Origin of the sequence: Peptococcus simiae (assembly GCF_046097595.1) — a bacterium.
Lineage (GTDB): Bacteria > Bacillota > Peptococcia > Peptococcales > Peptococcaceae > Peptococcus > Peptococcus simiae.
Map to the genome: position 1 here is coordinate 64840 of NZ_JBJUVG010000005.1, position 13065 is coordinate 77904.

The following is a 13065-nucleotide window of genomic DNA, read 5'->3' on the forward strand; positions in this document are numbered from 1 at the left end:
AAAGACCCTTGCCACTCAAACCATATCTTGGTTCAAAAATGGCAAAGGTCTTGCGATATCCTTAGGATCCGATTGCTCCGGCGCTATTGCGCGTCTTGACGAAACAACCGCCGGCCTGGGCCGGTGCTACTCCCCTTTAGCATATTTGATGATTCATTCTAGCATCTTTTTCCAAGCCTGTCAATGAGCGGCTTTGGCCACTTCCATATCGGCTAGGTTGACGGTTACATTTTTAGTGGTCACCTGGCCCTGGACATCGCCGGCCGGGGAGACGGTGACGGCATCAAGGGTCACCTCGGCCCCCTTGGGCATTTTCAGGTAGGGCTGGAGGTCGGCAGCGGTTAGGCTCCGGGCCCCTTGACCGGCATTCTTGCTGTCCATGGTATAGAGTTCTGCAGCGGTGACCACCGCCTGGGCGTTCTGGATGGCCGCAGCCTCCCGGGCCTGGCCACTGTAATTAACCAGCCGGGGCACCAGAAGAACCGCTAAAATAGCAATAATCGATAGGACCACTAAGAGTTCAATGAGGGTAAAGGCTTGCTTCCGTCTTGCTTTCCTTTCCATACACATGGCGCCTCCTTTAAGCGTCCTCAGAAAAACGCAGGGTCGTCGTCTTGCGGTCAAAGCCGGCATGGGTTTCCGGGAAGATGGCCCGGGTTTCAGGTAGAAATTCTTTGGGGTTCATCATGGCCGGGCTAAAGTGGGTCAGCCAGAGTTCCTTGACCCCGGCGTCCTTGGCCAGCTTAGCGGCCTCTTTATAGACCATGTGCCCCTTGCTTTTCGCATCGGCCTGCTTGGCCGGATCCCCGTAGAGGCCTTCGGCAATGAGGAGGTCGCTATCCCGGACGGTTTCCACCAGGGCCGCTGAAGGCCGGCAGTCGGTGGCATAGCTGAGTCGGAGGCCTCTACGTTCCGGGCCCAGGACGTTTTCCGGCCGGTAGACCCGGCCCTCAGCTTCAATAACCTCCCCCCCTTGCAGGCGGGACCAGTAGGGCAGGGGAATATCTAAGGCCTTGGCCCTGGCCGGGTCAAACCGGCCCCCTCTGGGCAGGTAGGCCGAATAGGCCAGGCAGGGGACCCGGTGCTTGACCGGGCAGCTGGTCCAGTCCAGGCCAATGGCCTGGAAGCTGGTCTTTTCTTTGGCGGATATTTCATGGAAGACCAGCTGGAAGGGTAGGTATTCACAAATGACGGTCAGACCCTTGACCATTTTTTCCAGGCCCGGAACGCCCCACAAGTGGACCGGGTCGGTCCGGCCGCTATTGGCCATGGTCATCAGGAGGCCGGGCAGGCCGCTGCAGTGGTCGCCATGGTAGTGGGTAAAGAGGATATGGCCAATATCCACCGGGCTAAAGTTGGTCATATGCAGGCTGACCTGGGTGGCCTCCCCACAGTCAATGAGGACCGCCTGCCCCTCTACCCGGACTAGAAGCGAGGTGAGATATCGTTTGGGCAGGGGCAGCATCCCGCCGGTCCCTAAGAGGCAGACATCAATCATGCTGATCACTCCGGTTCCGGTCGGCCAGGATGCGGAGGCCATGGATGGTCAACTTCATGTCCACCTGGTCCACATAGGCCGTATGCTTACAAATGAGGTCACTCCGGCCGCCGGTGGCCACCACAAAGGTTTCCGTGGGGTCATAGGCCATCTCATCGCAAAGCCTTTTGATCATGGCATCGACCAGGCCGGCGTAACCATAAACCAGGCCGCTCTGCATGGCCGATACCGTCGTCCGGCCAATGGCCGAGCTCGGGGCCTGGAGGTCGACCTTGGGGAGCTTGGCGGCATGCTCGAAGAGGGCCTCCATGGAAATCCCTATTCCCGTCGTAATGGCCCCGCCCATGTATTCCCCCTGGGCGTTGACCACGCAGAAGGTGGTGGCGGTGCCGAAGTCGACAATAATACAGGGGGCCCCGTACTTATCAATAGCGGCTACCGCATTGACAATCCGGTCTGCTCCGACTTCCTTAGGGTTTTCATAACGGATAGGGAGGCCGGTCTTGATCCCGGCTTCCACCAGGAGGGGCTCTACCTTAAAGTACTTCCGGCCCATTTCCCTCAGAGTGCTGGTCACATCCGGCACCACCGAGGAGATAATCATATGGTCTACATCAGCAAAGCGGTACTCATAAAAATTAAATAAATCGTAGCAAAATAAACCGTACTCATCGACGGTCCGCCGGCTGTCGGTCGCAAAGCGCCAGGAGCCACAGAGCTTTTCCCCGTCGTATAAGCCGATGACTGTATTCGTATTCCCTGTATCAAAAGCCAGTAGCATGGGTCCTCCTAAAAAACATCGCAATGACCGCTAGCCTACCCCTTGATATTAATATACCGGGTCAGGGCCTTGGTCAGCACAACCACTAAAATCGTTGCAACAAGCAGCTCCGCTAAGAATTGCGGAATAAATAAAACCAGGGTTTCCGGCGGCAGGTAGCCGATGAGGGTCCCCAGGCCTAAAAAACCGATGGTATTGGTCACCGTCCCAACAATCCCGGCCAGGGCCGCGGCCAGGCTTTGCCGCTTATACAGGGCCCGGAAGGTCCAGGCGCTGGTCAGGCCGATTAAAATCCGAGGCAAAATCCGGACAATCGGGTCAGCGGGAATAAGGCCCGACGGGGTCAGGAAGCTGTAGACCCCAAAAATCAGGCCGGTCAGGCCACCCACCAGGGGGCCTTCTAAAATGCCGGCCAGGATGACCGGGATATGCATGACCGTTGCCCGGCCCGAAGGCGTCGGCGCCGGAATCATCCCCAGGCCCGTCATCCCCATGACAATACAGACCGCCCCCAAAAGGCCGGCCACCACCAGTTTCTGCGTTGATAAGTTTTTCATTGTGCACACTCCTTGTGTCGGGTTCACACAGCAGACTGTGCAACCCATCCCGGTCTTGAAAGATCCAGGTGTCGATTTGGCATCAGGCAATAAAAAATGGCAACGTATGGGGCGAAGCTCCCATCGTTGCCATTATTGTACAATTTGTACGCAGCCGGCGCAAGGCTAGGCGCGTGCCTTCCAACGTTTCACCACAGAAAGATTTTCATACTCATCTTTCAAGAGGCCCAGCATCCATTGGTCCACATATTGGGCCCCGGTAAAAATATGGTCCCGTAACTGCCCCTCGGCCTGGAAACCGAAGGATAGGGCTGACCGCAGCCCCAACTGGTTGTTATCATTGACCCGCATATAGACCCGGCGGAAGCCAAAGTCATAAAAGACGATGTCGCACAGGACCACCATAAGGTCAAAGCCATAGCCTAGAAGACGTTTACTTTCGTCAGCAATCCCCGGGGCAATGGCCGCATGACCGTTCTGCCGGTCAATATCTAAGATGGCCGCCACCCCAATGGGGTCATTATTGTGTTTTGCCCGCACCAAAAAATTCAACCGCTCCGCATGGGGATCGGTGATGTCGCGACCGGCTTTGATTTCGGCCATAACCATATCCAATGAATTTCCGCGGTAGCCGTCATAGAGTAAGCGGAATTCCTTGTCCAAGTACCATTTTTGGAGAACATCCGCATCTTGGATCTGCGGCTTTTCGATTGTTACTTTTCTCCCTGATAACATATCCATCACCTCGATTGAAGTACGTTTCTCTCATTCTATCATAACGGTTTGCCGGCTAGGGGTCAAACAAAAATATTATTTTCCCGGAACGCGGCTTTATTTGATCGGGCCATATGCTATAATTTAGTCAACACGGCGTAGGCTGCCTCTTCCAGCCGATTGGTTTCCGAGAAAGGACTGTCGCATGCGTATAGAACAACTGCATTATTTATTAGAATTATACCGAACGCGGTCATTTTCCAAGGCGGCAGAAAATGTATTTATCACCCAGCCCTCCCTCTCCACGGCTATTTCCGGCCTGGAAGAAGAGCTCGGTGTCAAACTCTTTGAACGGCTCCGCAGCGGTGTCTACCCGACCCCCATGGGCGAGGCCGTCGTTAAAATTGCCTCTGAGCTGGTCAATTGCGAGGCCCGGATTTACGAGGCGGTCCAGGCGGCCCAGCCCCCGGACAAAATCCGTCTGATGACCATTCCGGCTATTTCCTTTGGGGTCCTCCTGGAACTCATGACCCAGTTTCAGGAAGACTACCCGGAGGTCAACCTGGAATTGAAAGAGTTTCCGCCACAAATCATCATCGACTCGGTCGTTGAAAAGCTCACCAATGTACCCGGGACCTTTGCCCTGGTTCCCATCCAGGAAAAGACCATGGAGGATGTCCTGGCCCAGCTGAAAAGGGACCATATCAGCTCGACCCCCATTTATAGTGAGAACTTTGTAGCCCATATGGCTGCCAACCACCCCCTGGCCAGCCAAGACCAGGTGACCATCGAGGATTTTCTGGCCTACCCCAGCATTGAACTCAACCTCCTGACCAAGCCGCCGGACAATACGGCCTACAACCGGCTCTATATGTTGGGCACTTCCCGGAATAAGCGCCGGCTCAAGGAACGGACCCATATTGAGGTGGATACCCTGACCCACGTTAAGCGGCTCATCTTAAGCACCGGAACCCATGTGGTGGCCCTGCCCAAGCTCATCGGCCTGGGGGACCGGGACTATGAATCAGGGGATATCATTTGGCGCCCCTTTGCCGACAATACCGGCCTCACCACCCATTATTACCTGATTCACAGCAGCCTCTACCCCCTCAAGCCCATTGAGGAAGACTTTTTAAACGCTATTATTCGGTTTTTTGAAACCATCGATATCACCCACCACCCCTCCAATCACTAGCTGGAAAGGATACCTATGAAAGCAGAAGATTTACGCCTTTATGCCATTACCGATTGCGCCCATTACACCGGCCAAGCCCTCATTGACCGGACCAAGGCCCTCTTAGAGGGTGGGATCACCATGCTCCAGTTCCGGGATAAAACCCGGGGCCGGGAAGCGGCCCGACCGGACGCCGAGGCCCTCTTAGCCCTCTGCCGGGCCTACCGGGTCCCCTTTGTTATCAATGATGACGTCGAACTGGCCCGGGAAATCGGCGCCGACGGGGTCCACTTGGGCCAGGATGACGCCGCCCTCCGCCTGGCCCGGATGAAGCTGGGCCCGGATAAGGTCATCGGCATTTCCGCCCACAACCTGGCCGAGGCGCAAGAGGCCCAGGCCGGCGGGGCCACCTACCTGGGCTGTGGGGCCGTCTTCCCCAGCCAGAGTAAAGATGCCGCCTGCCTGGCGCCGGGTGTCTTAAAGGAGATTACCGACACCATCGACCTCCCGGTCGTGGCCATCGGCGGGATCACCGGCGACAACCTGGACCAGCTGGCCGGCTTAGGCTGTGACGGGGCTGCGGTCATTTCCGCCCTTTACGGGGCCGGAGACCCCCTGGCAGCTACCAAGGCCCTCCGGGCCCAGGCTGAAGCCATCTTTGGCCCCTACGGCGCCGGTAAGCCCCAGGCCCTTATCATCCCCCTGGACCGGGTCCTCTGTGATACCCACGCCGCCTGGGCCGCCCTGGCCGAGACCTACCTGACCGGCGTCGGCAAGGCGGCCGGGCCGGACCTGGCGGCCATCCTCCGCCAGCGAACCCTGGCCGCCAGTGCCGCCTACATTAAGCACAACTACTCGGTGCCTGACGGCATCAGCCAAATCCTCTATGAATTTGACTATGACCTGGAGGACTACTACCGCCGCCAGGCCCGGCTCCAGCCGGGGGCCCAGGCCTTCCTGGACCAATGCCGGACGGCAGGTATCCCGGTCATCGCCCTGTCAGACGCCTCCAGTGACCTGGCCGGCCTCCTGGCAGACTGCACCGGCTGTGCCGATGCCCTGGCAGGCATCATCTCCACCGCCGATGGGCACTTGGACCGGACCGAACCGGCCCTTTACCGGCAGGCCCTGGCCGACATCGAAGCCGATCCCAACCAGGTCTGGGTCGTTGAAGACCACATCGACGGCCTCCGGACCGCCCACCGGGCCGGTTTCACCACCCTGGCCATCCCGGCTGAAGGCCAGGATGACCATGAATGGTCCCGGCTCCAGGCCGAGGCTGACCAGGTCGTGGAAAGCCTAGCGGCCCTAAAAGACCTGGTCAAGTAAGCCCAGACATAGCAATAGCCCCTCCACTGGAAGGGCTATTTTTTATGTTATTTATTTGATTCCACCAAAAGGAGCATTTCCCGGATGGTCTTTCCGTAAACGGCCGTTGAGACGCCGGAGGGGTCATAATGGGGCGAGAGTTCATTGACATCCATCCCGATGATATTGAGCCCCCGCAGCTGGAGGAGGGCACCCAGTAGGTCCCGCCAGCTAATGCCGCCGGCTTCCGGGGTCCCGGTGCCGGGGAAGATGGAGGGGTCCAGGACGTCCATATCCACGCTCAGGTAAACCGGTTTGCCCTGGAGGGCCTGGGCACAGGCAGCCACAGCGGTTACAGCAAAGGGGTGGAAGTCGGTATGGGCCTTGGCAAAGGCAAATTCCTCCCGGGTCCCGCTCCGGATGCCAAACTGGTGGAGCCGGTCAGGGCCAATGAGGTCAGCCACCCGGCGCATGACCGTCGCATGGGAAAGGGCCACCCCCAGGTAGTCCTCCCGCAGGTCTGCATGGGCATCAAAGTGGAGGACTTCCACCGCCGGGTAGACCTGGGCCACCGCCCGCATACTGCCCAGGGTGACCAGGTGCTCGCCCCCAATCATAAAGGGCCGCTTGCCGGCCTCCAGGATGGTCCGGGTCCGGTCTTCAATGGCCTTGAGGACGGCCTCTGTATCCCCAAAGGGGAGGTCCAGGTCGCCGCTGTCGAAGATGGCATAGTCCTCCAAGTCCTTGTCCTGGTAGGGGCTGTAGGTTTCCAGCCCATCACTGTCCAGGCGGACTGCTGACGGGCCAAACCGGGTCCCCGGCCGGAAACTGGTCGTCCCGTCAAAGGGAGCGCCAAAGAGGACGGTCCCGGCCGCTTCCCAGGCGCCGTCACAGGCAATAAAGGTCGTCTGAGGCAGGGTCAAGGGGCTCATTCTTCCACCGCCTCTAAAAGGGTCTGAACATAATTGGGCAGGTAAAAGCTCCCCTTATGTAGGTTGGTATTGTAGTAGCGGCAGGCCAGGCCCCGGGCATTCCAGCGGTCGGCATCCAGGTCCTTGACCGGGTGGTATTTTTTTGAAGCGAAGCCGAAGAGCCAGTGGCCGCTGGGGTAGGTCGGAATATGGACCTGGTAGACCCGGGCATGGTCAAAACTTTCCACAATCCGCTTATGGGCCCGCTGCATGGCCCGGGCATCATCCGGGTAGAAGGGGCTTTCATGCTGGTTGACCATAATGCCGTCGGCCTTCAGGGCCTTGAAGCAGTTGCCGTAAAATTCCTTGGTGAAGAGGCCCTCGCCCGGGCCGAAAGGGTCTGTGGAGTCAACAATAATCAGGTCATAGACCTCTTCCGGCGCCCGGACAAATTTCAGCCCGTCTTCAAAGTAAAAGTGAACCCGGGGGTCCTCAAAGCCCACTGCTGTTTGGGGCAGGTATTCTTTACAGACCTCTACCACTCGCTCATCTATTTCCACCAGGTCAATCCGCTCAATTTCCGGATACCGGCTTAATTCGCGTAAAACGCCGCCATCACCGGCCCCAATAACCAGGACCCGACGAACCTGGGGATGAACCGCCATGGGCACATGGGTAATCATCTCATGGTAGATAAATTCGTCCCGCTCAGTGAGCATCATATAGCCATCCAGGGTTAGGAAACGGCCAAACTCAAAGCTTTCAAAGACGTCAATCCGCTGAAAGTCTGTGACCTCACTGTGCACTTGCCGGTCCACCTTAATCGAAAATTGGACGGTATCGGTATGGGGTTCGGTAAACCACAGCTGCATATTAATCCTCCTTAATGACATTCAACCGGCTGACAGCCATATCTTCCGGTCCGGTTAGGGAGCAGCCCTTCTCCTTGCTGTACTCAATATAGCGGATGATTTCATCCGTAATGGCTTCACCGGGAGCCAGGATAGGAATGCCCGGCGGGTAGCTCATGACAAATTCCGCACAGACCCGGCCCTTGCTTTCCGCCAGGGGCACCGATTCCTTGGCTGCATAAAAGGCCCGGTGCGGGGTCATGGTCACCACCGGACTGATATACTCCTGGTCAAACATATCCTGGCCGGGCCGGCGGAAGCGCCGGCGGATTTCAGCCAGGGCCGCCACCAGCCGCTCTATATCCTTGGGCCGGTCGCCAAAGGACAGGTAGGCCAGGAGGTTGCCCAGGTCACCGAATTCAGTCTGGATGTCGTAGTCGTCCCGCAGGAGGTCGTAGACCTCTATGCCGGCCAGGCCCAGGTCCAGGGTGTTGACCGAGAGCTTGGTCCGGTCAAAGTCAAAGACTGCATCCCCATCGATAATTTCCGGCCCATAGGCGTAATAGTCGCCAATGGCATTGATTTCCCGGCGGGCATAATCGGCTTCCTCCAGGACCTGGCGGAACATTTCCTTGCCCCGGACGGCCAGGTTCCGCCGGCTGATATCCAGACTGGATAGGAGCAGGTAGGACCCGCTGGTGGTCTGGGTGATATTGATAATCTGCCGGACATAGTCGGCGTTGACCGCCGGCCCGGTTAAAAGCAGGGAGCTCTGGGTCAGGGACCCGCCGCTCTTATGCATGGAGATGGCGGCCATATCCGCCCCGGCATGCATGGCCGCCAGGGGCATATCCTCGCCGAAATAAAAATGGGTCCCGTGGGCCTCATCGGCCAGGACCAGCATGCCGGCCTGGTGGGCCAGGTCCACAATGGCAGCCAGGTTAGAGCAAATTCCGTAATAGGTGGGGTTATTGACCAGGACCGCCTTGGCCTCGGGGTGGTCGGCAATGGCCGCCCGGACATCCTCTACCCGCATCCCCAGGGAGATACCCAGCCGGGCGTGGGTTTGGGGGTTGATGTAAATGGGTTTGGCATCGACCAGCATGAGGGCGTTGATGACACTCTTGTGGACATTCCGGGGCAGGATAATGCTATCGCCCGGGGCCAGGGCCGACAGGACCATGGCCTGGACCGAGCTGGTGGTCCCGCCCACCATTAAAAAGGCGTGAGCCGCCCGGAAGGCTTCTGCCGCCAGGTCCTCTGCCTCCTTGATGACCGACACCGGGTGGCAGAGAAAGTCCAGGGGCTTCATGGAATTGACATCCACAGAGACACATTTTTCACCCAGAAAGGCCGTCAACTCCGGGTTGCCCCGCCCCCGCTTATGGCCGGGCACATCAAAGGGGACGACCCGGTTGACCTTTAATTCCTCCAGGGCCTCAAGAATGGGCATTCTTTCCTGGTCCATCAAGGGAACCTCCTCACCTGTCTAGTAAATATTGGTACCGTGGTAAATATCCAGCATTTCCTTGCGCAAGTTATCGCTGATTTCCAGCCGCTGCTTAGGCGGAATTTCATAGACATCGGTATTAAATAAGTAGTCCTGGAGCTGCATGTCGTTAATCAGCATATTGGTATGGAAGCTGTTGATCTTATAGACATTGACATCATAGGCATCATAGTTTTGCAGGATTTTCGGGTCAATGAAGTCCTGGATACTGGTCATGGCAATATCATTAAAGACCTTCCGCCCGTCCACATCCCGGGTAAAGCCCCGGACCCGGTAATCCATGGTAATGATATCCGAGTCAAAGCTGCCGATGAGGTAGTCCAGGGTCGACAGGGGGGTGATTTCCCCGCAGGTGGCCACATCAATATCCACCCGGAAGGTGGCAATCGCGTTTTCCGGGTGGTATTCCGGGTAAGTATGTACTGTTACATGACTTTTATCCAGGTGGGCCACCACCGTCTCCCCATCCAGGTTGGGGACCATGGCCTCTTCGGCAATCATAATGGTCACGCTGGCCCCCTGGGGGTCATAGTCCTGGCTGCTCACATTAAGTACATGGGCCCCGATCATATCGGTGACGTGCAGGAGGATATCCGTTAGCCGGTTTGAGTTATACTGCTCATCTATATAAGCCACATAATCGCGCTGTTCCCGCTCTGTCCGGGCATAGCAGACATCATAAATATTAAAGGATAGCGACTTGGTTAAGTTGTTAAATCCATAAAGGCGGAGTTTATCTCCCATCTCCCAACCCCTCTCTACAAATAAAAAACCCAGTTTGATGCGCACACATCAACCGGGCACTAACACGAAGATAAGTCCATGATAAGGCCCTATCCGACCGTTAAAACTGTTAAAAGTATAGCATTTTACAGATATTTCGTCAATAAAATGCCCTTATAAAGAAGGGCTATGATACAATATCATTAGAAAGCTTATACCACCCACACTCAGCTATTAAAAATCCATGTGAAGGGATGATTTCAATGAAAGACTTAAAAGACCTCCAACAACGCACTGAAGCCGCTTACCAGGAGCTCCTGCGCACCGCCCACCGCTTAGAAAAGGCCTGCCAGGACCAGGGCTATACGGTCAAAGAGACCACCAAAAAGCTGGCTGACCTCTTCCGGGCCCAGACCGAGGCCGCCCAGCAGGAAAAAGCCGGCGGTAAGTTAGACGGCGTCAAAGCCGCCACCGCCGCCAAGGCAGCCAGCGTCCTGGATAAGGCCGAAACCGTTAAGGAGAAGGCTGAGGAAAAATGGGGGACCGTCAAGGACCGGGTCGAAGAAAAAGCCGGCGAGGCCAAAGACGCTGCCAAGGACAAGGTCGCCGAAGCCAAGGGCGCCGCTAAAGGGGTTGCCGGTGACGTCAAAGTCATTGCCAAAGACAAGGCCCAGGACCTGAAGGTCGTCGCCGAAGAAAAAGTAGACCAGGCCAAGGATGCCGCCAAGGGTAAGGCCGGTGAAGCCAAGAGCGCTGCCAAAGACCTATCCCAGGACGTCAAGGCCGTCGCCAAGGACAAGGCCCAGGACCTGAAGGAAAAGACCGGTAGCGATAATGGTCAACTGAAGGCCGGCGTAGAAAAGGTCAAGGATAAGGCCGAAGAAGCCGTCATCGCCACCGCTATCATCGCTGATGAAGCCAAGGACGTCATCAAGGACAAGGCTCAGGACCTGAAAGAAACCGGTCTTGAAAAGGCCGAGGACTTAAAAGAAACGGCTCAGATCAAGGCTGAAGAAGCCGGCGACAAGGTCGCTGAAGGCAAGGAAGTCCTGGCCGACAAGGCTGAAGAAGTCAAGGATAAGGGGGCTGAGAAAACCGAAGAAGTCAAAGAAAAGGCAGCTGACAAGGCCGCGGACGTCAAAGATAAGGCTGAAGAGGCTAAAGACAAAGCTGCCGATAAGGCCAAAGACGTTAAAGATAAGGCTGAAGAGGCTAAAGACAAGGCTGCCGATAAGGCCGAAGACGTCAAAGATAAGGCTGAAGAGGCTAAAGACAAAGCCGCCGATAAGGCCGAAGACGTCAAAGACAAGGCCGGCAAGCAGGACAAGGCCCAGGCGGCCGGTCAAGCTGCTGCTGACCTCTTAGCGGCTGAAAAGGAAGAAGCCGAAGCTATCGTTGAAGAGGCGCGGGATGTTGGCGAAAAGGCCCGGGAAGTCATTGCCGAGCAAACCCTGGCTGCAGCCGCCGAAGAAGAAGCCACCAGCCCCGAGGCCAAGGCCATTGGCCAAAAAGCCGGTGAAGCCGTCAAAAAGAACCAGGCCAAGAAAGACCAGGTCCAAAAAGAGGCTAAAAAAGTCGCCAACCAGGCTAAAAAAGCCGGTAATAAGAAAAAATAAGGGCCAGCCCCACTTCCCCCCGATATGCCCTGCATACGGGGGATTTTTGTGGTATGATAGCCATACCGATTTTTTGGCCCAGGTTTTTTGCAAAAGGCCAGCAAAGTCAATTTCCAAAAAAAGAGGTGCATGATGTCTAATCCAACTTTTGATTTTGAAGCTGCTGCCCATCGCATCCGTCAAATGCTCCTGCCGACGCCGATTATTGAGTCGCCTTATTTTTCAACGGCAGCCAATAACCATATATTTTTAAAACCGGAAAACCTCCAACGTACCGGGGCCTTTAAGATTCGGGGCGCCAGCAATAAAATCTTTGCCCTAAGCGAGGAAGCCCGAGCCAAGGGTCTGGTCACGGCCTCCGCCGGCAACCATGCCCAGGGGGTGGCTTGTGCTGCTGCGGCAGCCAAGGCCAGGGCCATCGTGGTCATGCCTGAAACCACTCCCCTCATCAAGATCAAGCGGACCAGGGCCCTTGGGGCTGAAGTCCGCCTGATTGGCACCACTTATGATGATGCCGCTGCCGAGGCCGCCCGTTTGGCCAAGGAAGAAGGCTTCACCATGGTCCACCCCTTTGATGACTTAGGGGTCATTGAGGGCCAGGGGACCATCGCCCTGGAACTCCTCCGGGACCTGCCGGCCCTGGAGGCGATTCTGGTGCCAGTCGGCGGCGGGGGCCTCATTGCCGGCATTGCCGCCTGCATTGCCCAGCACAAGCCGGACTGCCGGGTCATCGGGGTTGAGCCTAAAAATGCCGCCTCCATGCGGGCCGCTATCCGGACCGGGGCCCGGGTCATGCTGGATGATGTCTCCACCATTGCAGACGGGACCGCTGTCAAAGAGGCCGGCATCGAAACCTACAGCCTCTGCCGCCGCTTTGTCGATGACTGGCTGGTCGTTGACGACTTTGAACTCATGGAGGCCTTTACGGAAACCGTCGAGCAACACAAGCTCATCGTCGAGCCCTCCGGCCTCCTTTCTGTAGCCGCCGCCCGCAAACTCCCCTTTGCCAATAAGCAGGTAGCCTGCATCCTTTCCGGCGGCAATGTGGACATGCTGATGGTGGCCTCTATGATCAACAAGGGCCTCCGGTTCCGGGACCGAATCTTTAAGTTCTACCTGGACCTGCCGGACCGGCCCGGCGAATTGCACCGGATCAGCGGCATCCTGTCCGACTTACGGGCCAATATCATCTCCATCTCCCATGACCGCTACAGCCTCACCGAGCGGTTTTCAAATATCCACGTGGATATTACCGTTTCCACCAATGGCCACCGCCATGTCCAGGAAATCAAACAAAGTCTCAAAGAAGCCGGCTACGAGCTCCATGACCTCATTGATTAAAGGCCGGCCGGTCTTACTTTTATAGAAAAAGCGTCTCTTGGCCAAGCTTCATTGACAAGAGACGCTTTTTCACGCTATCAT

Annotated in this window: 13 protein-coding genes; 4 read left to right on the forward strand and 9 right to left on the reverse strand. The window is 56.7% G+C overall.

Translation table 11 applies throughout. The annotated features are described in order from the left end of the window. Positions 1-180 precede the first annotated feature (180 nt). The 5 genes from ACKQTC_RS04890 to ACKQTC_RS04910 form a co-directional block, all read right to left on the reverse strand. Positions 181-564, reverse strand: coding sequence for a type II secretion system protein (locus ACKQTC_RS04890; protein ID WP_408977315.1), 384 nt, complete (start codon positions 562-564; stop codon positions 181-183). Positions 565-580: 16 nt separating this feature from the next. Then, positions 581-1498 (reverse strand): ribonuclease Z, encoded by a 918-nt coding sequence (locus tag ACKQTC_RS04895; RefSeq protein WP_408977316.1) that lies wholly within the window; start codon positions 1496-1498, stop codon positions 581-583. Next, positions 1491-2279: a type III pantothenate kinase gene (locus ACKQTC_RS04900; protein ID WP_408977317.1), complete on the reverse strand. Its 789-nt coding sequence runs from the start codon at positions 2277-2279 to the stop codon at positions 1491-1493. Before ACKQTC_RS04900 ends, ACKQTC_RS04895 begins: the two co-directional genes overlap by 8 nt. Positions 2280-2314: 35 nt before the next feature. Further along, complete coding sequence (locus tag ACKQTC_RS04905; protein ID WP_408977318.1) at positions 2315-2836, reverse strand: ECF transporter S component; 522 nt, start codon at positions 2834-2836, stop codon at positions 2315-2317. Between the two features lie 165 nt (positions 2837-3001). Next, positions 3002-3571: a GNAT family N-acetyltransferase gene (locus ACKQTC_RS04910; protein WP_408977319.1), complete on the reverse strand. Its 570-nt coding sequence runs from the start codon at positions 3569-3571 to the stop codon at positions 3002-3004. A gap of 184 nt (positions 3572-3755) precedes the next feature. On the opposite strand from ACKQTC_RS04910, the gene ACKQTC_RS04915 reads away from it, so the two are divergent. Together ACKQTC_RS04915 and thiE are read left to right on the forward strand one after the other, a co-directional pair. After that, on the forward strand, positions 3756-4745 hold the full coding sequence (locus tag ACKQTC_RS04915; RefSeq protein ID WP_408977320.1) for a LysR family transcriptional regulator: 990 nt from the start codon (positions 3756-3758) through the stop codon (positions 4743-4745). A gap of 15 nt (positions 4746-4760) precedes the next feature. Continuing rightward, positions 4761-6053: a thiamine phosphate synthase gene (gene thiE, locus ACKQTC_RS04920; RefSeq protein ID WP_408977321.1), complete on the forward strand. Its 1293-nt coding sequence runs from the start codon at positions 4761-4763 to the stop codon at positions 6051-6053. Positions 6054-6100: 47 nt separating this feature from the next. Here the strand turns inward: thiE and speB are convergent, their stop codons facing one another. From speB to speD, 4 genes are read right to left on the reverse strand one after another with little or no spacing between them, the layout of a single operon-like run. Beyond that, a complete protein-coding gene (gene speB, locus ACKQTC_RS04925) occupies positions 6101-6964 on the reverse strand; it encodes an agmatinase (protein ID WP_408977322.1) in 864 nt (287 codons plus the stop codon). After that, positions 6961-7815: a polyamine aminopropyltransferase gene (speE, locus tag ACKQTC_RS04930; RefSeq protein WP_408977323.1), complete on the reverse strand. Its 855-nt coding sequence runs from the start codon at positions 7813-7815 to the stop codon at positions 6961-6963. The genes speB and speE overlap by 4 nt, the downstream gene beginning before the upstream one ends. A 1-nt stretch (position 7816) precedes the next feature. Next, positions 7817-9262: an aminotransferase class I/II-fold pyridoxal phosphate-dependent enzyme gene (locus ACKQTC_RS04935; protein WP_408977324.1), complete on the reverse strand. Its 1446-nt coding sequence runs from the start codon at positions 9260-9262 to the stop codon at positions 7817-7819. Between the two features lie 21 nt (positions 9263-9283). Beyond that, on the reverse strand, positions 9284-10048 hold the full coding sequence (speD, locus tag ACKQTC_RS04940; protein WP_408977325.1) for an adenosylmethionine decarboxylase: 765 nt from the start codon (positions 10046-10048) through the stop codon (positions 9284-9286). A 242-nt stretch (positions 10049-10290) separates the two neighbouring features. Here speD and ACKQTC_RS04945 point away from each other — a divergent pair, with 242 nt between their 5' ends. Together ACKQTC_RS04945 and ilvA are read left to right on the forward strand one after the other, a co-directional pair. Next, a complete protein-coding gene (locus ACKQTC_RS04945; protein WP_408977326.1) occupies positions 10291-11643 on the forward strand; it encodes a hypothetical protein in 1353 nt (450 codons plus the stop codon). 132 nt (positions 11644-11775) lie between these two features. Further along, the gene (gene ilvA / locus ACKQTC_RS04950; protein ID WP_408977327.1) at positions 11776-12984 is read left to right on the forward strand and encodes a threonine ammonia-lyase; all 1209 of its coding nucleotides are present in this window, start codon (positions 11776-11778) and stop codon (positions 12982-12984) included. The last annotated feature ends 81 nt before the right edge of the window (positions 12985-13065 follow it).